Below are 26,808 nucleotides of genomic sequence, written 5' to 3'. Positions count from 1 at the left end.
CTCCAAACATCGCAACACACCATCCTCGCAAACGCCCTATTCATACACTTTCCCCCTTGCAGCGAGCATTGCTCTCGCGTATACTGGTGATACTACGTCAAACATATCGGTCATATCGCAGACCTGCAATCTACCAGATCGCACAACAATCCCGTCTCCCCTCCGCGCAATGGAAGATGGACAAGGAGCCAGTATGTCGCGTCTACCCGTGATCTTCATCCCCGGCTTCACCGGTTCGTTCAACCTGCCGGTCCTGCTCGATTGGCGCGGTCCGACGTTAAATGGATGGAACTTTCCGCCATTTGTTGATTACGGGAAGACCTTCTTGCAAACCTTTACTCAGGCCGGTTATCGCCGTAATCGTGATCTCTTTGTGGCATTCTACGATTGGCGCAAACCGGTTGAAGAGAGCGCACGTCGCTACCTGATTGGATGGATCGACAGGGCAAAGAAAGCAGCCAATGCCAGCAAGGTTATCCTCATCGGTCATAGTATGGGTGGTTTAGTTGCCCGCAGCTACATTCAGTCACCGGAATACCCTGCACGTAATGATGTAGCCCGCTTGATCACACTCGGCACCCCGCACCGCGGCTCGGCAGAAGCCTACACCGCCTGGGCCGGTGCAGAACCTCACGCCGATGAGACGCTGCGCACCGTTTTCGCCGTCTACCTGTGGTATTTGCGCCATATCCACCCTATCCAGACCGAACTCGACAAGGTGAAGACGATCCACACGCAGGTGCCCGGTGTGCGCGATTTACTGCCGGTGGAAGACTATCTGTTAAGTGGCAACCCTCCGCAATTCAAACCGCTGAGCAGTATGGTCTCCCGTAATTTGTGGGGAGAGATGGCGAATCAGGTGACGGCAATTACCACGCTGACGCAGCGTGTTCCGGTGACCACCATTACCGGTGTCGGTTTTAATACGCTGAACACAATTCTGGTTGGGCCACCCCCAGACGATCATCCACTGCGCTACGCCGACGGTGTACCGCTTCAGCGCCACTACGATGCGCAGGGTGACGGCACTGTACTCCAACGCATGGCGACTGTGCCCCAGGCCAACAATCTCCCTGCAATTACGGTGAGCCACGGTGCGCTACCCGATAGTCCCCAAGCCCTGTCCTTAATCTTCCGAGAGCTGGGCATTGCCCCCGACGTGCTAGGCGCTGCTCCTACCCCAACACCATCCCCCACCCCACGGCTGATCATTATGACAGCTTCGCCGGTCGAGGTAGAGGTTGAGGTACCAGCCGGTCAACCACTGGCACCAGCCGGCGTGTTAGGTACCGGCGAAAAACGCGCAGCCCGTCGCAGTCGCCGGGTACGAGCACGAAATTATGGGCATGCGGGCAAGGCGCTCAATCTGGTCGTTATCGACAATCCAACCGCCGGTGATTATCGATTGATGTTACACGGTACCGACTACGGCCACGTTACGATTGGCGCTATGCTCACCGGTACAGGCGAACCGCCGGTGTTGGGTGGGGTCGGTTCGACAGCAGCGGCTGAACCAATGATCACCACCATCGAGAGTGAGGTTGCCCCCACGACCGATCTATTCTACACCTGCACCGTCTTGAGCACCTCTGACATCCCCCAACTCCAGTTTGATGCCCGCAGCACCATGGCCGCGGCGGTAGACAGGCTCGGTACAGCGATGAGTGAACGCGGTGGTGTGTTGGGAGCGGCCCCCATCGGTGACGACCGACTGCGCAGTGTCCTCAGTGGCGAGCCAGCCGCAGTAGAGGCAATCATGGCTCTACCACCAGCCGAGCGCCATCAGGCCATTGATCAGTTGATCGAGCTGTGCAAAGAAATGGTTGGCGATGACCGTGATCGGGCATTAGGGATGATCACAGCCTTGACTCAGGTGCGCAACGAGGTTGGTCGTTAGCGCAAGCGACTTCGCTTGCCGGGATGGGGGACACACCTGCGTTCGTCCATCATCTGTACTACGGTGTGGAGCAGGCTGGAAGCCAGCGCCACCACCCGCGCTGGCGCTTGCGCCATGATGTGCATCGTATACTACCAGATTTGACCGGCAATAGTACGCACGGAATGCACCACGACCGGTGCGACTGTATCTCGCCTGCGTTATGATACAATCGCCCTGTAACGCGACACAATCCATGCGAGACAGGAATGCATGGTCGCTTCCTGCTGCATGAAAGGAGCTGAACTCATGGCTGAAGGTTATCGCATTGAACGCGACTCGTTAGGCGAGATGCAGGTACCGGCTAATGCCCTCTACGGTGCCCAAACGCAGCGTGCGGTGCTGAACTTCCCGGTGAGCGGGATGCGGCCCTACCCGGCCTTCGTCTGGGCCCAGACGATGATCAAACGAGCCGCTGCTGAAGTGAACCGCGACCTTGGTCTGCTTGATCCGCAGATCGCCAACGCCATTATTCAGGCCGCCGAAGAAGTCCTGGCCGGCCAACACGCCGATCAGTTTGTCGTCGATCCGTTTCAGGCCGGCGCCGGTACGTCTCACAACATGAACGTCAACGAAGTGCTGGCCAACCGGGCTAACCAGATTCTCGGCTACAGCCTCGACGATCCGAAGAAACCGGTCAGCCCGAACGACCACGTCAACATGGCGCAATCGACGAACGATACCATTCCAACCGCAATCCGCCTGGGTTGTTTGTGGCGTCTACCCGAACTGATCGCCGCTATTGATGACCTCGCCGATGCGCTTGAACAAAAAGCGATTGAATTCGACGATGTCGTCAAATCGGGGCGCACCCACCTGCAAGATGCTGTTCCGGTGCGGCTCGGCCAGGAGTTCGGTGCATACGCCAAGGCCGTGCGCAACGACATGGAGCGCATCGTCACTGCCGCCAATCGGCTCCGTCGGCTAGGCATCGGCGGCACAGCCACCGGCACCGGTCTCAACGCGCACCCGGAATACCACAGCCGCATGGTCGCCAAACTCAGTGAACTCACCGGTCATGAACTTGTCTCGTCGGGGAACCTGTTCGAGTCGATGCAAAGCATGGCCGATCCCGCCGATTTCTCGGCCAGCCTGCGCACCCTCTGCATCACGCTGGGCCGCATCGCCAACGACTTCCGGCTCCTCTCTTCCGGCCCGGCGACCGGTCTCGACGAAATCCGGCTACCTGCCGTCCAACCCGGTTCCTCGATTATGCCGGGTAAAGTCAATCCGGTATTGGCCGAAATGCTGAACATGGCCTGCTACCACGTGCAGGGTTGTGACCTGACCGTAGCCCTGGCGGCACAGGCCGGTCAGCTCGAACTGAACGTGATGATGCCAATCATTGCGCACAACCTGTTTGAGATGATGCATGTGCTGATCGGCGCAATCAATGCCTTCACGACGAAGTGTGTGGTTGGCATCACCGCCAATCGCGAGAAGGCGGCGGGCTGGCTGGCGAAGAATGCCATTCTGGTAACGGCGCTGAACCCCGTGATCGGATATCTGAACGGTGCAGCGGTCGCGAAAGAGGCGATGGCTACCGGCAAAACCATCAAAGAAGTGGTGGTCGAAAAGGGTCTCCTTACCGCCGAACAGGTCGATGAACTCCTCGATGTACGGAAGATGACCGAAGGCGGGATTCAGGGCATTGCCGCAGCCGGTTAAGGCGCTCTGACCTGAACCAGAGATACAAGCGAGGGGTGGCCTGGAGCCGCCCCTCGCTACATTATGATCTGAAACACGGTGATTCTGACTCTTGTGATCGACGATGTACATCGTTCAGGCGTCATATTTGTACCGAAATGGCACCATCGGGCTTCTGGTCGGTCGTCGCAATGCGAGAGAGTTGGTTCAGCGCATCCGCGATCAAATGCGGTACCAGAGTGATGGCGTGTCATCATTTCTGCCGCACCAGAAGTGAAAAGAAGACAACCACGCACCTTATCTCAACGCGCCGTTTCGACGAAGCCTGCCAATGCGCGTTTGGCCCGTTCGCGGTCGTGATAGGCTGCCTGAACCGTCGTCATCAGCTCCTCGGCAGAGAACGGTTTACGCAACACGGCATACGCACCGCTGGCCGCCATTGCCGCAACCTGATCGGGTTCGATCTGGCCGGTGAACAAGATGATACTCGCCGTAGGATCGTAGGTGCGTAACACATTGAGGAGGCTGATCCCATCGAGTTCGGGCATCACGACATCGGTCAAAACAATATCGAACGGATTGGAGGTATAGATGGCTACGGCCTCTGCACTGTGTGCGCAATAGGTCACCTGATGACCCGCCTGTTCCAAAAGGGCGGTAAGTGTGCGGGCAGCAGCTTCATCATCATCAATCACCAGCATGCGCAGCGAGGGGATCGGGGCCTTGCTCGTTTCACTTTCCTCTTCTTGCACAATAGGTAGACGGATCGTCATCGTCGTCCCCTTCCCGACCTCGCTCTCGACATCAAAGTGGCCGTTGTGGTTTTTGATGATGCCATACGAAACGGCCAGACCCAGACCGGTACCCGATTGACTACCGGTGGTATTCTTGGTGGTCACAAACGGCTGGAAAATCTGGCGACGTACCGCTTCAGGGATGCCGCAACCGGTATCAGTAACCTGCAAGGTAATCCATTCGTTATCCGAGGTCAGTGATACGGTTAGCGTCCCCCCCTGCGGTTTCATCGCATCACGTGCATTGGTGAGCAGATTCAAAAAGACTTGAGAAATCTGACCAGAATCACAGATAGTCGGTGGTACCATATCGATCTGCCGGACAACGCGAATATTATGCTTACGGAGTTCTATCTCCATAAGAGTGAGCGTTCCATCAACAACTTCGCGCAGATCAGACAATTCCCGACGCGAGTCGCGGCGGCGGGCAAAGGTGAGCAGGCTGCCGGTAATGCTGCGACCACGCTTACAGGTGTCGAGCACGACCTTCAAAGCCTCGTTCTTCATTTCGACATCATCGTCGGCCAGGCCGAGTTGTGCATACCCCAGCATTCCCGAAAGCAGGTTGTTGAATTCGTGGGCAATACTGGCGGCAAATGTACCCACCGCAGCCAGTTTGGCCGAACGCCCCAGCTCGGTTTGCGATTCCTGCCAGCGACGAAAGAGGCGGGCATTCTGGATTACAGCAGTAGCGTGACGGGCAAACGCTGCCAGTAGACGTTGTTCGTCCTCTTTCAGCCCCCGTACCGTCTCAAATGCCAGACAAACGGCACCAAGTGGGGCTTGCTCGCCGAGCAGCGGAAGCATAATCACTGCCTGCCATGTTGAACGTTCGGTCAAGGCAGCCACCGGCGCCAGCATCTGAACTTGCTGATTGGTGAAGAGTGTCACCCGCTTCTGTTCCAGGGCTGTTTCATAGGCTTGCGGGAGCGGTACCGGTTGCGGTCCGACCCCTTCGGTAGAGACGGGTAAATGGTGGGAAGCGACTAACTGAAGGTTACCCTGGTCATCGTAAAGGGTAACCCAGGCGCAATCGGCTTCCATCAGAGCACTCAACCGTTCACCCAACAGATTGAGCATTGTCGGCACATCACGGCTGGTCATGAGTGCGACAATCAGGCTATGCAAATGATCGGTCTGACGCGACAAGGTGCGGAGACGGGCATTAGCCGTTTGCAATTGCGTATCAGCAACGCGCAAAGCCTCTTCTAACCTGTACTGACGACGCAGGCTGATTTGAACCATCGCCAGCGGTGCCATCCCCAACGCAAAAGCCCACACCTCCTGTTGCCAGAGAATAGCCAGCATCCCCCCCAGCGGAGCAAAGATCAGGGCATACCAGCCAGCGTCATCGATACGCCACCGCAATGCCAGCAGAAAACGCTCATCAGTGACCGGAGAAGACAGGCTGGCACTGGCCACCCGTTCAATCGAATAGATCACAAAGCCGCAGCCAATCAGGCCGATCAAAGCAAAAGGTGAGGCAATATCAGCACCAAAGGGATGCTGCTGCACAAATAGCATAAGCACCACGCTGCCGGCGGTAAGAGCGATCCAGCGAATAGAGGCCAGCGCCAGCGCCTGCCACCATGGGGACTGACGCGCCAGGGTGCCGGCGACTGCCCCTATCGCAGTTGCCAGCAAAAAGAGGGGCCATGGCAAAACGATCATGGCACTGATCAACAAGACCAGAGTCACGGCCAGTGGGCGGTCATGCTGGCGCACAATCGTCAACGCCTCAAAGATGGTAAGTCCAAGGGCAAACAGAATGGTGGCCAGCCAGGCAGCCAGATCAAATGCTGCCGGCGGGGCCAGCAAACTCGAAATGACTCCGACCAGCGCAGCAGCACTCCACAATCCGATCAGCGTACCACGCAAGGATGACGGAATGGTGTGCATGAAATTCTCTCCTCAACAGATGGCGAAATTGCCCGGGCAAGGATGGAAAACGGAACGTTGATGGGGCAACTCCTCGTTGTATATGTTGTTCAGTTAATGGTTCCTGTTATGCCCTCTTTCACTCTGGCAAACGCACTCCCTGATCGGTGATAATCAGTAATCCATCACGCGCCAGATCGGTCACCAGCCCTTGTAACCAGTCCTCGTGGTCGGCAGTGAAATCCGGGCGTAAGCGTTGACCCAATTCGGCTAACGGCAATACATCTCCCACCGGCAAGTCGCGGAGCACGGCAATAATACGCCCACGGTACCAGCGTCGCGAACCGACAAACGTCTCACCAGACCGTGACTCAGCCACCCGCTTCAGGGGTACTGGTGACATCATTGTATTGACCAGATCGCCATCCGCAACAATCGCATCGGCGTAAGCCCGACAATACTGACGTAGAGGGCAACGCCAGCACGCCGGATTGGACGTTGTGCAAATCAGGGCACCCAATTCCATGATAGCCTGATTCCACATCCAGCCCTGTCCGACCGGCAATAAGGTTTCGGCGTGAACCAGCAGCACTGCATCGGATGGTGTCGGAAGCAGGTCAGAACCGACACATAATCGACGTACAACGCGGCGAATATTAGTATCGAGAAACACGACATCCTGCTCGAACGCAAAACAGGCAATCGCACCGGCAGTGTAAGGGCCGATACCGGGCAATGTACGCAACACCGCCACCGAATCTGGCACTTTACCACCGTATTGTTCGACAATAATCTGCGCTGCCCGTTGCAGATTCACTGCGCGCCGGTTATAGCCAAGACCGGCCCACAACCGGATCACTTCAGCAGTTGGAGCGGAGGCCAGTGCTTTCAGGGTGGGGAAAGTAGCTAAAAAGGCGTGATATTTTGGAATAACCCGGTCAACTTGTGTTTGTTGAAGCATGATCTCGGCGACCATAATCGCGTATGGATCGCGAGTACGTCGCCATGGCAGATCGCGCGCGTTACCGGCAAACCATTCAAGCAGTGCAGAACGAAGAGCCGCTAGCATCAGATTTCGATCAATGATCATGTTTTACGGTAGACATCAATGACATCGGGTATTCGATTAAGCTTTTCAATCAATGGTGACAGTTGAGCCATCGATTGCAACGAAACCGTGACATTCAACACAGTACGCCCATTGGCCCAGCGCTTCCCCTGATTGATATCGGTAATATTGATCCCGGCGTCTGCAATCACATTTGAAATATCGCGCCATAAGCCAACCCGATCCCACGCTTCAATGCGTAACGGTACCGGGAACCATTGATTGGGGCCAGAACCATTCCCCCAACAGACCGGCATCAAGCGATTTCGTTCAGAGGCGCTTAGATTCTGAATCGTGCGACAATCGGTACGATGAACCGTCACTCCCCGACCACGAGTTGTAAAGCCAACGATTGGCTCACCGAACACCGGATTACAACAGCGGGCAAGGCGTGACGCAATTTTGCCGGTACCCTCAAGGTAGATTTCGCCGCTGGCACTGACTCGCGCCATGGGCTGAGTCGGCGCAGGTGGCGACGGCGGCGGCGCAGTCTCCTGAGCACCGAGCAATTTCTGCACCAACGCTCGTTCGTTCAGATCATCGACCCCAATTTGATAGAAGAGGTCTTCAACCGAACGTACTGTAGGCCCGGCCAGTTCAACCAGCTTCTCGAAACTGACCTGCATCAGGCCAAAGCGTTTCAGCTCTTTTTCGAGCATCTCGCGGCCAGCGATAATATTCTCTTCACGTTCGAGACGACGGAAATAGCGCTTAATATGGTTGCGGGCCGAGGGAGTCTTCACAAAACGTAGCCAGTCACGGCTGGGGCCACGTTGATTCTTCGAGGTCAAAATCTCGACAATCTCACCATTCCGCAACTGATAATCAAGTGGCACCATGCGGTCATTGACCCTGGCCCCAATACAACGGTGGCCGACCTCGGAGTGGATGCGATAGGCAAAATCGACCGGCGTTGAACCTTCAGGCAGGTCGATGATCTTACCCTTCGGTGTGAAGACAAACACGCACTCTTCAAATTCGGCGCGCAACATATCGACAAATTCGCGGTCGGTAGTTTCGTTGCGCCAGGAGATCAGTTCACGCAACCAGCGAATTTTGTTTTCGTAATCGCGATCACTGCGCGAATTGAAGCCCTCTTTATAACGCCAGTGGGCAGCAATCCCGTGTTCGGCCTCTTCGTGCATCTTCGTCGAGCGAATCTGCACTTCACAGTGCAAACCCTCCGGCAGGATCACGGTCGTATGGATGGAGCGGTAAGAACTCTCTTTGGGGGCAGCGATGTAGTCATCGAACTCTTGCATCACCGGCGTCCAGTTCATCTTGCCATGCACCACGCCTAAGGCCTGATAGCATGCTCCCACTTCGTTGTTGGGATCATCGACAATAATGCGCACGGCGAGCTGATCGTAGATGCGCTCAAGTGGCACCCCTTTGCGCTCCATCTTACGCCAGATCGAGTAGATATGCTTCGAGCGCCCGGTAACCTCTGCCTTAATACCTTCGCGGGCAAGCATCTCTTTCAATTGGGCAATGACCTTTTGCACAATGCGGTCACGGGCCTCTTTGCGCATGGCCAGGCCACGGGCAATTTCCTGATAACGGTCGGGATGCAGCGTTTTGAATGCCAGATCCTCTAGCTCCGATTTCATCTGCCACATACCAAGACGGTGGGCCAGAGGCGCATAGATTTCAAGGGTTTCCCGCGCCACCCGTTGCTGCTTTTGCGGCGGTGTGGCGTGAATAGTGCGCATATTGTGGAGCCGGTCGGCCAGCTTGATCAAAACTACCCGCGGGTCGTCGGCTGACGCAATAATCAATTTTCGGTACGTGCCAGCCTGTGCCTCTTCTTTACTCTTGCTCTCGTAACCGGAGAGTTTAGTCACCCCATCAACCAGACTGGCGACTTGCTGACCGAAAAATTGCTCTATGACCGAAATCGGGACACCGCTGTCCTCCACCACATCGTGCAAGAGGGCCGCGGCAATCGATTCGGTGTCAAGACGTAGATCGAGCAAGATGATGGCAACTTCAATTGGATGATCAATGTACGGCTGGCCTGATTGCCGTCGCTGCCCCTCGTGGGCAACAGCGGCGAACGCATACGAGCGGCGGATCAGATCGAAATCGGCTGAGGGGAGATACTCTCGGTGGCGGGAAATCAGAGCTTCAACTGAAGGTGAATGATATGCATTAATGAATGCTGTTTGAACCGACTCGAGTGATGCCTGACAACCACGACGTTGCTGTTGTTCAACAAGCGAAAACATCACCGGGTGGTTGAGCAATTCAGCCGATAATGGCGGCAAATCAGACATCATCCTCGTATGAGTCGACGAAGTTAATGTTAGTTCTGGCGAATGAGCGGTAATCGCTACATCATCCATAATCCGCTCCTATCCAGGCAGACTATTCACTGCCGTTTACAGGCAGTGAATGGGCAGGCCGGACGTACATGGAATGCCAATATGTATGATCTGAACACGACTTCGCCGCTACACGGATAATCTCGCAAAGACTATCTTTACTATCTGATACGAAGTGATTCTTGATCAAAAACGCCCGGCGTGCAACGCCAGGCCGCGTCCTCCATAATCGACGATCATCCGCGATCGCGACATATATACTCTTTATTTATGTAGCATAACACTCGCAAGCAGCAATGTCAAGCTGCGTCATATCGCACGGGAATTTCTTAATGCTTGGACGGGAGCAAGTGAAAGGCATCGAAAACCCGGATGCTTGCACCTGGATGAACGAATTCAGATCGTTATGTTTGTAGTACATCATCGCTTCGCCACAGCCGCAGCGTAGGCTTGCAGAGCACTTCCTGCGGCACCGGTGATAGCCGGCCCGTGGCCAAAACAGATCGTAGTACAGTCGTAGCGTGCCAGGCGCGAAATACTGTTGATTTCGGTATTCAGGTCTTCAATGACCAGTGGTAATTGTAACGACTTATCACGATGCATAACAGCATCGGCGACGAAGAGGGTCTTTTGCACGCGCCAGTACAGGCCGATTTGACCGGCGCTGTGACCAGGGATGTGAATCACCTGGAGACCTCCGGCCACCGGGATGATCTCGTTATCGGCGATGAGATGATCGACCCGCGCCGGTTGAATGGTTCGTGGCAAGAGCATCCTGGCAAGGCTGAAAGCCAGGCGATTGAACAGACCTGGAGAGCCATGCAGGGTTGGGCGTAGACACTGCCCCTGCGCAACCAGGTCGGCATCAGCAGGATGCATCCAAATCTGCGCCTGCGTGTATCTTTGTAATACCGCCAGATTACCGGCGTGATCGACATGATGGTGGGTTACGATGATATGCTTCACCTCTGCCGGCGTGCGGTCCAGTGCTGTCAACCCGGCCAGCACACCGGCGCCATGATCAGGATAACCGGTGTCGATCAGAGTCACACCTTCAGCCGTTAGCAAAAAGAACACGTTTACCGAAGTAAGTGGCATTGGCAGGGTCAGTTCGTACAAACCTGGAATAATCAGGCGTGGTGTTGCCATAGAACCTCACAGTGAGCAGATCTATCAGACGGCGGTCATGCACTTTCCAGGTTACCGTTTTAGATAATCTGCTCTCCGCATTGGCGAAATAACACAGACGTCTCACCCATTCGGCCCCTTACTTTACCCTTCGTCTTCATCATCACATGTTGGCAATAAGGACAACTCAGACACAGGTTTGACTATCAGCCGTAATGTTTCCTATCAGAGCCTTAGTAAACGACTCGATCATCTTCACATGAGACAACAGTGCGGAAGCGCGACTTCCGCACTGCGGTTGTATACGCTTTACTGAATGTATGAGAAGTGTATCCAGCAAAGCTCGCTGAACGCGGGTGTTGTCGGCCAGGTATCAGTAATTTTCCAGGAGCCACTGGCGCCAACCGGCATCAAACTCTTCATAGGTAATACCGAAGGCTTTTTGCAATGCTTTATCATAAAATTCGATACCGGTACCGGGTGTATCACGCACAGCAGCGGCAAACCGCCAGAACCCATCAAGTCCACCCTGCGTCTCGACAATGTACGCAACCAGCGAATAAGCGAACCCGTAGGCCAGGCCACGATCAACTTCAAGGGTGGTCATATGATCCATATCCTGTGGGCGGACACCACCGTTGGGATCAACCAGGGGAATAATGCGCCCCATCCGCACCGCAGCACTCACTGCATTCCGGCGCGGATTATTCGCGACATATTCAGCCAAACCTTCGCTCATCCAATCAGTGATGCGATATTCCTGCGCAAACGCCCGCGTGTACGCCCAGTGGGTCAATTCGTGCACAATCGTGCTGTAGAGTTCCGCTTCCCATCCCACATTCGGATCGTAGAAACCGAAGGCGTAGGAGAAGGGGGCAAAGATGTCGATCCGATCATTCCGTGGCCGTGATCCGGCGGAGTACCAGGCCAGCGAGTTTGGATTGACGGGAGGCGTAATGCCGAAAATCGGGCGGAGATACACATTGAATTTGTTTTCCGGAGTACGGCCCAGCGTATCGATCACCTGCTGTCGCGCTCGGACAACCATGTCCTCGATGATTGTGTTGACTTCGGCAGCCCATTCGTAGGTGTTGAGTGTGAAGTATTCGTTTTCGATCCGAATCTTCTCACCAAGCTGCTCCTCGGTCGGCTCACTCATCACCCAACGACCATCTTCAATCTGGCGGAAGAGAATATCACGGCGATAGCCGCCATCGTCAATTGCCGCTTGCCAGAAGCCATGGTCACGTGGTTTGACCTCAAGCACGCGCATCCGACCGAACCGGCTGCCGGCGAACGACGACTCTTGAAAGGTGTTGAAACGCTCTTCGACCAGCCGACGGAACGGAGCATTCGTTTGATCAACGACCGAACGCAGGAGTTCAATATTATTGGTATTGTATGCTTCAATATAGCTATCAAGCGCCTGTTGGATACCGGCTGCGACCACTTCCGGTGTTAACTCGGTTGTCACCGGTGTTGGCTCAGAAACCGGTACACTTGTTGCCGGTACAGCGGTTGGTACTGCCTCCGTTGCCGTTGGTGTTGGTGCTGGTTGATTGGTACACGCAACCAGCATCAAAGCGATCAAGATGATAAACCAGCCAGTCCTACGCATTATGACCCTCCCGAACAGAATCTGATGAAGACACTTTATTGTACCGCGCTTCAGTTCACTTTAGAGTATAGTATTTTGTAATTGTTGGCGACAGGTTGTTAAGCGTTTATGGATCAAGACCTTATTCGCTGGCTCAGCTCGCCAGAAGGAAGCGCCGTACTGGCCGATCTGGCGATACGTGACATACGTGAGGCGACCATCCTGAGTGAACTCAATCGGCTGCGGCGTTCACTGCCGGCGGCGCGAGCACGAGCTGCTATTGAGCAGGCATTGCTACGGCGACGGGCAATCAGCAAATTCCCCCAGGCAGACCGGATGCTCTTTACGCGCGAGGCACTGGCACAGGCGTCAGCAGCGCCTGTGGCCGCACATCGTGCCCGGCGGCTGGCCCAGGCCGGCAATGTAGCCGATCTCGGTTGCGGGATTGGCGGTGACACCATTGCACTGGCCGATGCCGGAGCGCAGGTGATCGCCGTCGAGCGCGATCCAATCAGGTTGGCGCTGGCGCGATTCAACGTTGAAGTGCTTGGGCTTGGTTCGCGAGTATCCTTTCTTGAGCGTGATTTGCTGCGCGAGCCGCTACCGTTAGCGGCAGCACTCTTCTGCGACCCGGCCCGGCGGAGTGGAGAGCGACGCCTGTTCGATCCTGATGATTTTCAGCCACCGCTCAGCCATGTACTGAGCTGGCGGCAACACACACCGGCTTTGGCGGTGAAATTAGCGCCGGGCATTCAACGTAGCGTCGTGCCGGAGGATGCAGAAGTAGAATTCGTGTCGCTTGATGGCGACCTGAAAGAGGCTGTTATCTGGTGTGGGCCATGTGCTACCACCAGTCGGCGGGCAACGGTGCTGGGTAGCGACGGGTCAATGTCAACCATGATCGCTGATGCAACGACAGCGCCATCATTAAGCCCACCATTAGCCGTGCTCTACGAACCAGACCCGGCTGTGATCCGGGCAGGATTGGTGGCTGAACTGGCACATCAACTCGGTGCGTATCAACTGGCACCCGATATTGCCTATCTCACCGCTCATACCGCCTTGCCAACCCCTTTTGCCCGCGCCTGGCCTATTATCACCTGGATACCGTTCCAACTCAAACGCCTGCGCGCATTAGTCCGAGAGCTTGATGCCGGTGTTGTTACTGTGAAGAAGCGCGGATCGCCACTCGACACCGATAGCCTGGCCCGTCAGCTCAGTGGTTCGGGGCAACGACACCTGGTGGTTGTCCTCACCCAAATGCCCGATGGGCCAATCGCGATTATCTGTAGCGCAGATCGTGCAGATATGGTAACGTAGGAACAGAATTGTTTGACTCATCAGAAAGTTAACCGATATGAACCTCTCGCGCTCAACTCGCTATCGGGGATTGATCATCCTGATCGTCATCAACTTTATGATGTATGCCGGCTTCTTCATGGTCATTCCCCTGGTCTCGGTACATTATGTGCAAACAATGGGTTTTGCTGCGGTGACGGTCGGGCTGGCGCTGGCACTTCGTCAACTCGTCCAGCAGGGGGTCAGCGTAGGCGGTGGGGTACTGTCGGATCGATTTGGCGGGCGCGGCCTGATCACCGCCGGCGTCCTGGTGCGGGCCGTCGGCTTCGCCAGCCTGGCCTTTGCCGACACACCGCTCCTGCTCTTCGGATCAATGTTGCTCTCGGCGCTCGGCGGTGCGCTCTTCGAGGCACCCAGTCGCGCCGGGATCGCTGCGCTAACCACGGAAGAAGAGCGGGCGCGGGCTTTTTCCATCAACGGCGTCGGTGGTGGGCTGGGCATGGTGATTGGCCCGTTTCTCGGTGCACTGCTGCTCGACTACGGTTTCAGTACCGTCGCGTTGGCTGCTGCCGCCTGTTTTGCCTTCATTGGCGCGATTACACTGTTCCTGCCACCGATTGAAACGGCGACCGACCGTAATCGGCTCGGTTTTGGGCTTGGGCTGGCACTGCGTGATCGGCCATTCCTTGCTTTCACTGCCCTTCTCATGGGGTACTGGTTTATGTGGGTACAGTTGACGATTAGTTTGCCACTGGTAGGTGAACGACTGGCCAATGCTGCCGATGCTGTGCGCTGGATTTACGGCATTAATGCAGGAATGACCGTCATCTTACAAATACCGGTCATTAGCTTATTCGAGCGCTGGCTGCGTCCGCTTAGCATCTTAATCCTCGGCATTGCTCTGATGGCGTTTGGCCTGGGGATGGTTGCGCTGGCCGGCTCCTTTCCACTCCTCATCGGATGTGTCATCATCTTCACCTTTGGCACTCTCCTCGCCACACCGGCGCAGCAGAGCGTGGCAGCGGCGTTGGCCGACAAACGAGCACTCGGTTCATACTTCGGAGTCAATGCACTTGCGCTAGCGGTAGGTGGTGGACTGGGCAATCTGAGCGGTGGCATGTTGATCGATCTGGCCGCTGCATTCAATCTGCCCGCATTGCCATGGCTGGCGTTTGCCGGGATTGGGTTCATCAGCGCCGTTGGGCTTACAATACTCGGCAACTACTTGCAATTGCGCAGTGCAACAGCGCAACTGGTTGGCATGCATCGCTAACGTTAGGCGCCACAACCGCGCAGCCAGACGGTGCATTCAGAACAGACCTACAGACCACAAGGTACAATATCCGATGTATACATCGCGCTAACTAGAAAGGAAACAAGCCGTGCCCAACAATCGTTTTGCCTTCTTCAACGGCGAGATTGTCCCTATCGAGCAGGCACAGGTCAGTGTGATGACCAATGCGCTCAATTATGGTACCGGTTGCTTTGAAGGGATACGCGGCTACTGGAACCCTGACCATCAACAGCTCTATGTCTTTTGTCTGCGAGAACACATGGAGCGCCTCCATCGCTCGGCCCGTATCTTGATGATGAAATTACCCTACAGCACTGAAGAATTATGTCAAATTACAATTGAGCTGTTGCGACGAGAAGCCTTTCGCGAAGATGTCTACATCCGACCACTCCTCTACAAGAGCGATCCGGCCATTGCCGTTCAGTTGCACGGCCTGACCGACAGCTTCACAATGTTTGCCGTCGGGTTCGGACAATACCTGGCCGGTTCAGCAATCAAAGCCTGTATTTCATCGTGGCGACGGATCGACGATAACATCATTCCCTCGCGGGCCAAAGCCTGTGGCGCCTACCTCAATTCGGCGCTGGCGAAGAGTGAGGCGTTGCTGAACGGTTATGATGAAGCCATTGTGCTGAGTAATGATGGTCACGTCGCCGAGGCATCAGCAGCGAACCTCTTTATCGTGCGAAATGGAGTGTTGATCACGCCACCGACCAGTGGAGATATTCTGGAAGGGATTACACGCCAGGTGGTGATGGAGTTAGCGCGCAATCAATTGGGCATTCCGGTGCGTGAGGCGCCAATTGACCGTACCGAACTCTACGTGGCCGAGGAAGCCTTCTTTTGTGGTACCGGTGCTGAGATCAAGCCTATTGTTGAGATTGACCGGCGCCCGATAGGTGACGGGACGGTTGGGCCGATTGGGAGAATGCTGGTTAATCTCTACGCCGATGTGGTGCGTGGTCGGGTGAAGAAATACCAGCACTGGTGTACACCGGTGTATGAACTGGCATAAATCGCTTTCCGGTTTCTTATCACTATAGCAGGTTATGAGATACAGCAGGAGCGGGTTGAGTAAACTCGCTCCTGTCGGCATGGATAAGCCATCAATCACCGTGTGACCGGTAGAGCAAAGAGCAACTCCGGCGAGGTGAACTGATACCAGCGCTTGCTCCACGACGTGCAACGTTTAGATGCCATCCCCGTGCTGCCACACCCACAGCCACCAGTGGGTCGTCAAAGACACGGGTGAGCCGGTTTAGTGCGTCTGTGTTCAGGTGCAGCACACTTTCGTTACGTTCAGAAGTGATCTGCGGCCCGCCCCCACCATAACTCACCCCTGCCGGCAGCGGATACTTACGGTGCAGGGCAGGTCAGTGCCTGCCGGGCCGGGTGGTGGCCGAGCCGGAGGCTCGTGCTCCCAGGGGGCAGGTCAGTTTGTGCACTCCGCAACCCACCCCCACCCGCACCTGCTCCCGCTGGAGGCTTCTCGTTACCTATCATGCAGATAACGTCCTCACTGCGTAGGTACGAATGGCCTCACGATGACCATCGCCAGGGAAGACGCCTGCACAACCGCAAAACGGCTCTGAACCAGCGACTATCCCACCGATAGAAAGTAGGGGCGCACGGTTGCGCGTCCCTCTACCGGCCACGGCTGGTACGTAACAAGAGTGATGCGGTTCTTGATACATTATACCAACTCTTGCTCAACAATATGCATCGTTCAGGTGTGTCACCAACGAGTCACCGGTGGGTTATCGTCGGCGTGGTCGTAGGGGCACGGCATGCCGTGCCCCTACGCTCCTGTCATACCAGCGCTGGGTGCCAGCGCTGCATCGTTCAGGTGCAGCACCGGAGCCGGTGTTGATTGGCAAGCATGGTCACGTGTGCGCTGATCACACATTTGATATGATTTGCAATATCGTTATATTTCACCACTCTGCCAGCCTCTTGATCAGAATGATTAACCGCTCCCGTTCATTGTCGCAGCAATCAATACCTGGCTTGTCAAAGAGTATGATATGCAATATAATGAACTACATTCACAAGCGTTGGATAACATAACGGGAGGCGTGCAATGGAGATGGAATATTCGCTGGCGCTGGCGCTGGAGGATTACCTCCCGGTGATCTTCTCGCTGGTTGGAGTGTGGTTTATCGCTCGCACCGTCTCGCAACTTGACCGCGGTCTGGGGAGCATGGTCTACGTCGGTCTGGGCTTACTTGCCGTTGGTGGCGTTTTAAAAGCAACATGGAAATTACTCATGGCAATCAACGGCACTGATATTCCTCTCTTCAGTCAGGCACTCTTTCCAATGATCGCTCCCGGCTTTACCCTTATTGCCACAGCAGTCTACAGCTATACGCGCCAGTTGCAGGGCAAACCAGGACTGCGCCGGCCATGGCTCGTGCCACTGATTGTGATTGCTTTGTTTGGCGGTGGTTCGGCATTGATTGCAAGTAATGGTGGGCCGTGGCGTGTGCCACTCATTATGCTGGCAACGCTTGGTAACACCGCTCTCTTACTGATGCTGGCGATAGGCGCCTGGCGACGCAATATGCGTCCGCTGGCAGTAGTGTTCGTGATCGTGCTCCTCACCATCATCGGTATGTCGCAGATGGCAAATAACGTACCACAAACGATTCCAGTGCAGTGGTTCGAGCAGATTGTGCAAACACTGGCTCAGCTTGCCTTCTGTCTGGGAACCTGGCAGCTTACCCGGCAAATGGAGCAAGAAGTTCCGGCGCGCAGGCTGGCCCTGGCCAATTCAAGGCTGTCTTGAGCGTTTGATTGAGGGGTAGTTCACTGCGTTCCAGGGAACATAGACTGTTGCGTAAGTCGAGCAGGGGCCAGCGTATGTGCCCCTGCTCACGTGTTGGCAGTTCATCAACAACAAGCGAGGGTAACCCAAGTTGCTACCTTATTTCACCACAGAGACACGGAGGATGTAGATAACTCGGATTGCTTCCGAGAGATGTGACGTAGCCGTCTACAGGAACTGGCTGCACCCCATATCGTTCGTGCAGTTACGCCATACGGTATTGAGTGCGGCTTCGTACTATTCATCCTGACCATCAGCCTCCATAGCCTGCTCATAGCGTAGGTGACAACTTGAGCGGGGGTTATCACTCAGCCAGATGAACAACCGTGCGTATAACCGACGCGCACGCTATCGGCGCTTTGATACAGGTAGCTTGAGTCAATTCTCAAAGACAGACATTCGTAAGCCGTCCAGTCGCAAACCCATACCTTGCTAGCGCGAAGGATCGGTCAGCGCAAAGAGCAATTCGGCCTCGCAGGCCAGTTGATCGGCGACCGTAGCGCGGGCCTGGCCTTTACCGACTCCACGCCGCATCTTCTCCAGTTGCACTTCCAGACGCAACGTATCGCCAGGTCGCACCACGCGCTTGAAGCGTGCGCCATCGATACCGGCAAAGAGCACCAGCTTGCCGGCGTTTTCCGGTGCACTCAGAGCAGCCACTGCCCCGGTTTGGGCCAGTGCTTCCAGTATCAGCACACCGGGCATGATCGGATTGCCGGGAAAATGCCCCTGAAAGTATGGTTCATTGGCCGATACCAGCTTTTCACCTACCGCACGCACACCCGGCTCTAGCTCCATAATCCGGTCAACAAGGAGAAAGGGGTAGCGGTGAGGAATGAGCGCCATGATCTCTTGAATTGACAGCATAACACAAGACTCCTTCAGACTACAGGCGCAGCTTAGCGCCGGGGAGAAGCAACGGCAATCAGACGCGGACTGCCTGACGAGTATGGTTCGAGATCGTAACTCCCATAGACTGCGCGAAGGGTAAAACCGGCACGGGCCAGCAGATGTTCAAGCTCGAAGCGGTAGAGCCAGCGCATGGTGAACTGCATCGTGCGTCGGGTAAGTGTACCGTTCGCAGCGGTTTCATCATAGATAAAGGTTACGTGGCTTATCTGCTCCGCCGCATCACTCTCGATGACGACAAATTTTTGCACAAAACAACCATCGAGTTCGTAACTGCGCTCAAGCTGTACCCGACCATCTTCGCGAGTGATTGCCAGCGGATCGGGGTTGAAGAGATCGATAATCAACGTCCCCCGCCGGGTCAATGCCCGACGAACAACCGCCAGTGTGGCCAATTGATCTTCGATGGTTGTCAAATGCATGAAGGAATTTACAGCCACAAATGCTAACGGAAACTGATGTTCAGGCAATATGACACTCCGCACATCAGCTTCAAGCAGTGTTACCCGGTCGAGTAAGCCTTCCGCATGCAATCGTTCACGTGCCAGGGCCAACATTGCCGGCGAGAGATCGACGCCGGTCAGTTGAAAGCCGGCACTGGCCAGCGGCAGCAGCACGCGGCCAGTACCACACATCAGCTCAAGGATCGGCCCACCGGTACGCCGTGCCCATTCACGGTAGAAGGGAATGTCGTCGTGAAAGTGGCGAAAATCGGCATCATAATAGCGGGCAAATGGATCGTACAAGTGCATATGATTTCAAGTAGATGAGAGGTGTAAATACGCCGGTCACTAATCGCCTATGGATTGAGCACCAAAAACAGCACACCAAAGACAAAACCAATCACGATCAGGCCCAGAATCCCGAAGAGGAGAATGCGCGGATCGATAATCGGCTCAAAGCGTGGCGCACCTGGAAGCTGGGTCGCAGACGTCGGCATGCGCGGCGGCTCAGGTGGCGGTGGCGGAACACGAAAAACCTCTTCTGGCGATGAGGGGGGCATACGGAAGGTATCGTCGGATCGCGGTATCGGTAGTGAGTCACGACCTTCAGCCGCCCGCCGCAGCGCACCAACGATGCTGCTCCCAATCGAGAAGACGATGATAAGAACAATAATCGCAATGAAGAGTTCGGTTGTGCCAATCGGTATACCCGTCTGAAAACTGAGCCAGCGAGCCAGGGGTGGTAGAAATGACGGGGCCAGCACAAACAGGAGAAATATAACCCAGCCGAACCAGCCTGAGCCACGACGACGCTCTTCCATATGAATTCGCGGGCGATGACTGGCGATGTCAGACACCAGCAGACGCCCGCTCCTCCTTTCTAGCCATATCAGAGATCGCAGTCCATTTGTTCGACAGCTTTCATCTTACGTTCAAACTCCCCAGTGGGGGGATGATTGTATTGTACGTTGTCAGAGAAGTCGTTGGCCACAAGGATAGCGAGAAGGTCACAGTTCTATCTTAACCCAGGTTGCCAACTATGCTGTGAGCAGGCCACGGAAGGCTGACTACCAGGATGAACAACACGACGCTGCGCACAACCTCGTGCAGCGTACCTGACCGGTATGCATCGTTTGGGTCGCAGCCAGTTCCGTAGACACACTACGTCACGCACATCTGGTATGCCCATCCTCCATGTCTCTGTGGTGATATAAGGGAGCACCTTGGGTGACGATCTATCCGCGTTCATCCGCCTCACCCGCGTCCATCCGTGTTCCACCCATCCCCCCGTCGCGATCAACGATCCGCACCGCTGTGGTGACGTAAGGGGGCAACCTGGATTATCTTAATTTCACGAATCGGCAACCGGTGCTGCCCGAACGATCAGGCGGTGTGAATAGACGCCGATTGGCACACAGGTGATCAGGGTCAGCGTTTCGCGACTGGTCGGCGCCAGAACCCACGTCTCATCAGGAAGCACTGTGAGCACTTCGCGGACAGTATAGCGCCTGATTTGTCCATTGACAGTTAGCAGAACCTCATCGCCAACTGTGATCGCGGGCAATTGATTGAAGATGATGCCCCGGTAGCCGACATGGCCGGCAATCACAATATTACCGGTCGTACCGGGATAGCCGCTGATCGGCCAGTAATGAACAGCCGTATAGCGTGGCACATCCCAGGCCCCAAAGGAAAAGCCAGCACTCACGACAGCCGTATCAACTCCGATCCGTGGCACCTGCACACGGGTAGGGCGTACCGCCGACCAGGCTGCATCAGGGGTAGCCACCGCCTGCATAGCCCACTCTGGCGCCGGATTGGCTGCCAGCCATTCGCGTCCCAAATGACCGAGCAAGACTTGATAGCGGGGGGGATTCTGCGGATGCCACTCGAAACGGGCACGCTCAAAGAACTGCACCAGACGAGGCTGACCGTTGTTGTCGATGTATTCAAACGGCTCTGAAAGCGGAAAGCCAAATGTCGGTAAGCCACCATTCGCCCACCAAAACGAACGGAACGCACCACTCAGACTGTGACCGGTTTCAGGAAAGAAATCGGCATTGGGTGGTGGGGCAGAAAGTGGCGCAAATGCCGGATGTGTCGCCAGCGCCGCCGCCGCCCACCGACCGAGATGCCCAACCTGCACCAGCGCCAGTTCAGCGTGCCATTCAAACCTGGCCCGCTCGAAGTATTGCACAGGGCGGCCATCTTCGATGAACACCTCGGTGAGGGGATAACCAAAAATCGGCAACCCTCCCTGTCGATCATAGAACTCACGAAACGCATACGCCAGCGTATGACCAGTTTCACGAAACAAGATCGGCGTGCCGGCAGCAGTATTCGCAGTAACCGGCACGGGTGAGAGGATCAACACCATCAGGAGAACAACGAGCAGTTTACGCATATGTATTGAATCCGCATCCTCATCATATCGTTTCAAGGGTATTTGCTGCCAGCGAAAGCAGAAGTAGCGCCTGCATTCCCCGACTCAGGTTAAACGGCAAAATATACTCATCGGTACGATGGGCATTGCCACCATCAGTCAAACCAACACAAACCGCAGGCATCCCCAGACTCAATGGAATATTGGCATCGGTGCTGCTCTGCTGAAATGAAATCTGCGCACCGACCATTTGATAGGCTGCGACTGCGGCCTGAACCAGCGGATGTTCACGAGGGATAGCACCTGAAGGCCGATCTCCCACTTTAGTAAGCTGAATGTGCACATCCGGGTACTCAAGCGCAACTTCTTCGACCAGACGATACACTTCATTGACCAGATCGGTGAGCGCTGCCGACGATACCGAGCGTAGATCGAGGAGCATGTTGGCGTGCTGGGCAATTGTATTCACCGACGTGCCACCACTGATGGTACCGATATTAAACGTAGTACGGGGAGACGATGGTACCTGCAATTCGGTTAACCTAGCAGCCAGCCGAACCAGAACGTGAATGGCGCTCGGTGTACCAAAATTTCCCCACGAGTGACCACCAGGGCCGGTGGCTTCAATCCGAAACCGACGGACACCAATCGCCTGATGGTGAAGCGACCCGAAATCGCAACCTTCAATGACGACCACCGTACTCAGACGGGTTCGCAAGCGCTCAACCACCCTGCGCATACCGCGGAGATCGCCCAGACCCTCTTCACCAACATTGGCTACAAACCAGATGTCGCTGGTATTGGGCAGATCAAAGCGCTGATACATCTCAGCCAGGCGCAGCAAGCCGGCAACACCTGCGCTATTGTCACCGATACCGGGGCCATACACTCGTTCACCTTCATAACGAATCGAGAGATCGGTATCGGCTGGAAAAACGGTATCAAGGTGAGCCGAGATCAACAGTCCTGGACGTGCGGTACTACCCGGGCGGCGGCCATACACATTTCCCAGATCATCAACCTCGACATCGTGCAGACCGAGGGCTTGCATACGCTGGCTGACAAGCAATGAGCGTGGTCGTTCAGCAAACGTTGGCGCCGGAACCTGTTGAATTTCAATTGCCGTAGCCAGTGTTGGCCGATAGTCGGCAAGATCAGTCAAAGCAGCCCGCACAGCGGGGTGAGTATACCATTGCTGAACGACAGCTTTCATCGCCTGATCCTTCTGTTGTTCGATAATTCACTCCGGAAATAGATCATCTTTTGGCTGGCACGGGATGTTTTTGTAGCAAACACAACTTGTTTACGACGTATTTCCGTCGCACCTTACGCAGCATATCGGTAGATTGCTTCGCGGGAAGAAACTGACCCTTGCGCTTCATATGACTCAACACGATAACCACACTCGGAAGTTGCAACACAGACGAAAGGTGATATGGTTGTTTTGTTCAGCAAAGCAGTACAGCTGCCAATGGGTAACGCTCTGAATTGCTTAGCCAACAATCTTTACTCGCATCGTTGCATATCAACGCACACTAGCATACATCATCATAACGTTCCCTCGGACTATGTTGTTATCCCGAACCGGCCACCGTCTGGGTGTGGTATTTGATACAATAGTTCCCGTTGCACCGCTTTGCACTGCTGATTTCTGGACTGACAATATAGCACAGAATGCCAACACCCGCAAAGGTGTTCGACAAGCAACACCTCGCTGTCAGTCTTGCCCGAAGCTGAACGTATCATAGCCCAAGTTGCTACCTTTATCACCACAGAGGCACGGAGGACACAGAGGATGGGCATAACTCGAGTTGCTACCGTAAGGCGTGAAGGAGCGTGTCTGAGGGAACTGGCTGCTATCCACATGGTTTATACAGTTCAGTTATGCTGCACGGTGTTGTGCGCAGCGTGCAGTCAGCCTCACGTGGCCTGCGCACAGGGTAGGTGGCAACCTGGATTATCATTATCATAATCCAAGTTGCCATCTTACGTCACCACAGCGGTGCGGAGCGTTGAGCGCGACAGGGAGAGGGGTGGAACACGGATGGACGCGGGTTTGGCGGATGCACGCGGATAGATCGTCACCCAGGGTGCTCCCTTCTATCACCACAGCGACACGGCGGATGAGCATCCCAGATGGCCGTGACGTCGTGCGTCTACGAAACGGGCTGCGACCCAAACGATTCATACCGGTCAGGTACGCTGCACGATGTGGGGCGCAGGGTCGTGCTGTTCATCATGGCAGTCAGCCTCACGTGGCCTGCGCACAGGGTAGGTGGCAACCTGGATTATCATTATCATAATCCAAGTTGCCATCTTACGTCACCACAGCGGTGCGGAGCGTTGAGCGCGACAGGGAGAGAGGTGGAACACGGATGGACGCGGGTTTGGCGGATGCACGCGGATAGATCGTCACCCAGGGTGCTCCCTTCTATCACCACAGCGACACGGCGGATGAGCATCCCAGATGGCCGTGACGTCGTGCGTCTACGAAACGGGCTGCGACCCAAACGATTCATACCGGTCAGGTACGCTGCACGATGTGGGGCGCAGGGTCGTGCTGTTCATCATCGCAGGTAGTCTTTCGTGGCCTGCTCACAGTGTAGGTAGCAACCTGGATTATCATTATCATAATCCAAGTTGCCATCTTACGTCACCACAGCGGTGCGGAGCGTTGAGCGCGACAGGGAGAGGGGTGGAACACGGATGGACGCGGGTTTGGCGGATGCACGCGGATAGATCGTCACCCAGGGTGCTCCCTTCTATCACCACAGCGACACGGCGGATGAGCATCCCAGATGGCCGTGACGTCGTGCGTCTACGAAACGGGCTGCGACCCAAACGATTCATACCGGTCAGGTACGCTGCACGATGTGGGGCGCAGGGTCGTGCTGTTCATCATGGCAGTCAGCCTCACGTGGCCTGCTCACAGGGTAGGTAGCAACCTGGATTATCATTATCATAATCCAAGTTGCCATCTTACGTCACCACAGCGGTGCGGGGCGTTGAGCGCGACAGGGAGAGGGGTGGAACACGGATGGACGCGGGTTTGGCGGATGCACGCGGATAGATCGTCACCCAGGGTGCTCCCTTCTATCACCACAGCGACACGGCGGATGAGCATCCCAGATGGCCGTGACGTCGTGCGTCTACGAAACGGGCTGCGACCCAAACGATTCATACCGGTCAGGTACGCTGCACGATGTGGGGCGCAGGGTCGTGCTGTTCATCATCGCAGGTAGTCTTTCGTGGCCTGCTCACAGTGTAGGTGGCAACCTGGATTATCATTATCATAATCCAAGTTGCCATCTTACGTCACCACAGCGGTGCGGAGCGTTGAGCGCGACAGGGAGAGGGGTGGAACACGGATGGACGCGGGTTTGGCGGATGCACGCGGATAGATCGTCACCCAGGGTGCTCCCTTCTATCACCACAGCGACACGGCGGATGAGCATCCCAGATGGCCGTGACGTCGTGCGTCTACGAAACGGGCTGCGACCCAAACGATTCATACCGGTCAGGTACGCTGCACGATGTGGGGCGCAGGGTCGTGCTGTTCATCATGGCAGTCAGCCTCACGTGGCCTGCTCACAGTGTAGGTGGCAACCTGGATTATCATACCATCAGCACTAACCACACTTTACCGACCGGATTTGATACAGCAAATTATCGGTCAAAGGAATCTAATCACATTCGCCACCGGCAATTGTGGCCTGGGCGAACACCTGCCGACCAATTTGCCAGCTATGCCAGATCGTGGCATACTGACGCTGTAGAAAGACAAGACAGATAGCGATAAGGAGCGTCTATGTCGCTGTTGCCAACTGCAACCGTTGCGACCATTGCCCGTTACGTTGGTCAGCGCGTTACTCTGGCCGGCTGGGTCTACCACAAGACCGAGAAAGGTAAACTGATCTTTATTCTCTTGCGCGACGGTAGTGGAACAATTCAATGTGTCACATTTAAGAAAAACGTCAGTGAAGAGACCTTTGCTACCGCACAATCACTCACCCAAGAGAGTTCTTGTCGTATCACCGGCAGCGTGCGAGCCGACGAGCGAGCGCCGGGTGGGTACGAACTTGATGTTGAGTCAATTGAACTCATTGGCCCTAGCCACGAATATCCAATCACTCCCAAAGAGCACGGGGTTGAATTTCTGATGGCACACCGCCACCTGTGGGTACGTTCGGCGAAGCAGCACGCCATCCTACGGATTCGGGCCGAGGTCATTGCCGCTGCCCAGGAGTGGTTGAACGAGCAGGGGTTTGTGCGCTTCGACACCCCGATCCTAACCGCGACTGCGGCTGAAGGCACCACAAATCTGTTTGCAACCGACTATTTCGATCTGGGCAAAGCGTATCTGGCCCAGACCGGTCAACTCTACGTTGAAGCCGGTATGATGGCGTTTGGGAAGGTATACTGCTTTGGCCCAACCTTCCGCGCCGAGAAGAGCAAGACTCGCCGGCATCTAACCGAATTCTGGATGATCGAGCCGGAAGTAGCCTTCGCCGATCACGAAGACAACATGCGTCTTCAAGAGGAATTTGTCAGCGCAATTGTGGCCCGTGTGCTGGAGCGGCGACGAGACGATTTGCAGACCCTGGAGCGTGACACGACCCTGCTCGAACAGGTACGACCGCCGTTTCCGCGGATTACCTACGATGAGGCTATCGAGTTGATCGCTGCGCACCAGGGGGAAGTGGAAGGTGCCGACCCATTGCCGTGGGGCGAAGATTTCGGTGCTCCTCACGAAACCTTGATTGCCTCGAAGTTTGATCGCCCGGTCTTCGTTGAACGTTTCCCATCGGCGGTTAAGGCCTTCTACATGCAACCGGACCCGGAACGCCCAGAAGTTGCGTTGTGTGCCGATCTGTTGGCTCCGGAGGGATACGGTGAGATTATCGGTGGTTCACAGCGCATTCACGACCCGATCCTTCTCGAGCAACGCATCCGTGAACACGGTCTGCGCATTGAAGACTACGAGTGGTATCTCGATCTCCGCCGCTATGGGACAGTGCCACACAGTGGCTTTGGCATGGGCATTGAGCGCGTCGTAGCCTGGATTACCGGCACTCGCCACATTCGGGAAACAATACCGTTCCCACGCCAACTGTATCGCATCTATCCATAAAGGAGATACGACCGGTAGAGCTACTTCCATCAAGCAGCCAGACACAATAATCAGCGCGGAGGGGAAAGGAGTGTTCCCCTCCGCGCTGACTGTTTTAGCTTGTGATAGAGCGT

17 protein-coding genes are annotated in these 26,808 nt (G+C 55.5%); 7 read left to right on the top strand and 10 right to left on the bottom strand.

Translation table 11 applies throughout. The features are described from left to right. Window positions 1–193: 193 nt before the first annotated feature. Together CAUR_RS07540 and CAUR_RS07535 are read left to right on the top strand one after the other, a co-directional pair. Window positions 194–1,897: an esterase/lipase family protein gene (locus tag CAUR_RS07540; RefSeq protein ID WP_012257328.1), complete on the top strand. Its 1,704-nt coding sequence runs from the start codon at window positions 194–196 to the stop codon at window positions 1,895–1,897. Between the two features lie 288 nt (window positions 1,898–2,185). Next, a complete protein-coding gene (locus tag CAUR_RS07535) occupies window positions 2,186–3,604 on the top strand; it encodes an aspartate ammonia-lyase (protein ID WP_015909061.1) in 1,419 nt (472 codons plus the stop codon). A 281-nt stretch (window positions 3,605–3,885) separates the two neighbouring features. On the opposite strand, the gene CAUR_RS07530 is transcribed toward CAUR_RS07535, so the two are convergent. From CAUR_RS07530 to CAUR_RS07510, 5 genes are all read right to left on the bottom strand, one after another. After that, window positions 3,886–6,276 (bottom strand): ATP-binding protein, encoded by a 2,391-nt coding sequence (locus CAUR_RS07530; protein ID WP_012257326.1) that lies wholly within the window; start codon window positions 6,274–6,276, stop codon window positions 3,886–3,888. A gap of 118 nt (window positions 6,277–6,394) precedes the next feature. Next, window positions 6,395–7,324: an A/G-specific adenine glycosylase gene (locus CAUR_RS07525; protein ID WP_242605097.1), complete on the bottom strand. Its 930-nt coding sequence runs from the start codon at window positions 7,322–7,324 to the stop codon at window positions 6,395–6,397. A gap of 17 nt (window positions 7,325–7,341) precedes the next feature. Further along, window positions 7,342–9,708 (bottom strand): RelA/SpoT family protein, encoded by a 2,367-nt coding sequence (locus tag CAUR_RS07520; RefSeq protein WP_012257324.1) that lies wholly within the window; start codon window positions 9,706–9,708, stop codon window positions 7,342–7,344. Window positions 9,709–10,107: 399 nt separating this feature from the next. Next, complete coding sequence (locus CAUR_RS07515; protein WP_012257323.1) at window positions 10,108–10,836, bottom strand: MBL fold metallo-hydrolase; 729 nt, start codon at window positions 10,834–10,836, stop codon at window positions 10,108–10,110. 352 nt (window positions 10,837–11,188) lie between these two features. Next, entirely contained in the window at window positions 11,189–12,433 is a 1,245-nt protein-coding gene (locus tag CAUR_RS07510) for a hypothetical protein (protein WP_012257322.1), read from the bottom strand. 108 nt (window positions 12,434–12,541) lie between these two features. On the opposite strand from CAUR_RS07510, the gene CAUR_RS07505 reads away from it, so the two are divergent. From CAUR_RS07505 to CAUR_RS07490, 4 genes are all read left to right on the top strand, one after another. Continuing rightward, entirely contained in the window at window positions 12,542–13,732 is a 1,191-nt protein-coding gene (locus tag CAUR_RS07505; protein WP_012257321.1) for a class I SAM-dependent methyltransferase, read from the top strand. Between the two features lie 37 nt (window positions 13,733–13,769). After that, on the top strand, window positions 13,770–14,984 hold the full coding sequence (locus tag CAUR_RS07500; protein WP_012257320.1) for an MFS transporter: 1,215 nt from the start codon (window positions 13,770–13,772) through the stop codon (window positions 14,982–14,984). A 109-nt stretch (window positions 14,985–15,093) separates the two neighbouring features. Then, entirely contained in the window at window positions 15,094–16,020 is a 927-nt protein-coding gene (locus CAUR_RS07495) for a branched-chain amino acid transaminase (protein WP_012257319.1), read from the top strand. 1,065 nt (window positions 16,021–17,085) lie between these two features. After that, window positions 17,086–17,790, top strand: coding sequence for a hypothetical protein (locus CAUR_RS07490; RefSeq protein ID WP_012257318.1), 705 nt, complete (start codon window positions 17,086–17,088; stop codon window positions 17,788–17,790). Window positions 17,791–18,261: 471 nt separating this feature from the next. Here the strand turns inward: CAUR_RS07490 and fabZ are convergent, their stop codons facing one another. From fabZ to CAUR_RS07465, 5 genes are all read right to left on the bottom strand, one after another. Further along, window positions 18,262–18,696 carry a 3-hydroxyacyl-ACP dehydratase FabZ gene (gene fabZ / locus CAUR_RS07485; protein ID WP_012257317.1) on the bottom strand — a complete coding sequence of 145 codons (435 nt, stop codon included), beginning with the start codon at window positions 18,694–18,696 and terminating at the stop codon, window positions 18,262–18,264. A 32-nt stretch (window positions 18,697–18,728) separates the two neighbouring features. Further along, the gene (locus tag CAUR_RS07480) at window positions 18,729–19,490 is read right to left on the bottom strand and encodes a class I SAM-dependent methyltransferase (RefSeq protein ID WP_012257316.1); all 762 of its coding nucleotides are present in this window, start codon (window positions 19,488–19,490) and stop codon (window positions 18,729–18,731) included. A gap of 47 nt (window positions 19,491–19,537) precedes the next feature. Continuing rightward, on the bottom strand, window positions 19,538–20,002 hold the full coding sequence (locus CAUR_RS07475; protein ID WP_012257315.1) for a hypothetical protein: 465 nt from the start codon (window positions 20,000–20,002) through the stop codon (window positions 19,538–19,540). A 530-nt stretch (window positions 20,003–20,532) separates the two neighbouring features. Beyond that, on the bottom strand, window positions 20,533–21,585 hold the full coding sequence (locus CAUR_RS07470) for a sortase (protein WP_012257314.1): 1,053 nt from the start codon (window positions 21,583–21,585) through the stop codon (window positions 20,533–20,535). Between the two features lie 22 nt (window positions 21,586–21,607). Beyond that, the gene (locus CAUR_RS07465; RefSeq protein WP_012257313.1) at window positions 21,608–22,777 is read right to left on the bottom strand and encodes a M20/M25/M40 family metallo-hydrolase; all 1,170 of its coding nucleotides are present in this window, start codon (window positions 22,775–22,777) and stop codon (window positions 21,608–21,610) included. 2,595 nt (window positions 22,778–25,372) lie between these two features. Between CAUR_RS07465 and asnS the strand changes: the two genes are divergently transcribed. Continuing rightward, window positions 25,373–26,695 (top strand): asparagine--tRNA ligase, encoded by a 1,323-nt coding sequence (asnS, locus tag CAUR_RS07460; protein WP_012257312.1) that lies wholly within the window; start codon window positions 25,373–25,375, stop codon window positions 26,693–26,695. The last annotated feature ends 113 nt before the right edge of the window (window positions 26,696–26,808 follow it).

The sequence above is a fragment of the Chloroflexus aurantiacus J-10-fl genome (assembly GCF_000018865.1).
In the GTDB taxonomy this organism is placed as follows: Bacteria; Chloroflexota; Chloroflexia; order Chloroflexales; family Chloroflexaceae; genus Chloroflexus; species Chloroflexus aurantiacus.
This window is presented reverse-complemented; position numbering and strand designations above follow the sequence as displayed.

Excerpts from the sequence above, each read along its gene's own strand:
- CAUR_RS07530 (WP_012257326.1), bottom strand. The coding sequence starts at position 6,276 with ATGCACACCATTCCGTCATCCTTGCGTGGTACGCTGATCGGATTGTGG.
- CAUR_RS07490 (WP_012257318.1), top strand. The coding sequence starts at position 17,086 with ATGGAGATGGAATATTCGCTGGCGCTGGCGCTGGAGGATTACCTCCCG.
- CAUR_RS07465 (WP_012257313.1), bottom strand. The coding sequence starts at position 22,777 with ATGAAAGCTGTCGTTCAGCAATGGTATACTCACCCCGCTGTGCGGGCT.
- CAUR_RS07480 (WP_012257316.1), bottom strand. The coding sequence starts at position 19,490 with ATGCACTTGTACGATCCATTTGCCCGCTATTATGATGCCGATTTTCGC.
- fabZ (WP_012257317.1), bottom strand. The coding sequence starts at position 18,696 with ATGCTGTCAATTCAAGAGATCATGGCGCTCATTCCTCACCGCTACCCC.
- CAUR_RS07500 (WP_012257320.1), top strand. The coding sequence starts at position 13,770 with ATGAACCTCTCGCGCTCAACTCGCTATCGGGGATTGATCATCCTGATC.
- asnS (WP_012257312.1), top strand. The coding sequence starts at position 25,373 with ATGTCGCTGTTGCCAACTGCAACCGTTGCGACCATTGCCCGTTACGTT.
- CAUR_RS07540 (WP_012257328.1), top strand. The coding sequence starts at position 194 with ATGTCGCGTCTACCCGTGATCTTCATCCCCGGCTTCACCGGTTCGTTC.
- CAUR_RS07510 (WP_012257322.1), bottom strand. The coding sequence starts at position 12,433 with ATGCGTAGGACTGGCTGGTTTATCATCTTGATCGCTTTGATGCTGGTT.
- CAUR_RS07525 (WP_242605097.1), bottom strand. The coding sequence starts at position 7,324 with ATGCTAGCGGCTCTTCGTTCTGCACTGCTTGAATGGTTTGCCGGTAAC.
- CAUR_RS07470 (WP_012257314.1), bottom strand. The coding sequence starts at position 21,585 with ATGCGTAAACTGCTCGTTGTTCTCCTGATGGTGTTGATCCTCTCACCC.
- CAUR_RS07475 (WP_012257315.1), bottom strand. The coding sequence starts at position 20,002 with ATGGAAGAGCGTCGTCGTGGCTCAGGCTGGTTCGGCTGGGTTATATTT.
- CAUR_RS07520 (WP_012257324.1), bottom strand. The coding sequence starts at position 9,708 with ATGGATGATGTAGCGATTACCGCTCATTCGCCAGAACTAACATTAACT.
- CAUR_RS07505 (WP_012257321.1), top strand. The coding sequence starts at position 12,542 with ATGGATCAAGACCTTATTCGCTGGCTCAGCTCGCCAGAAGGAAGCGCC.
- CAUR_RS07535 (WP_015909061.1), top strand. The coding sequence starts at position 2,186 with ATGGCTGAAGGTTATCGCATTGAACGCGACTCGTTAGGCGAGATGCAG.
- CAUR_RS07515 (WP_012257323.1), bottom strand. The coding sequence starts at position 10,836 with ATGGCAACACCACGCCTGATTATTCCAGGTTTGTACGAACTGACCCTG.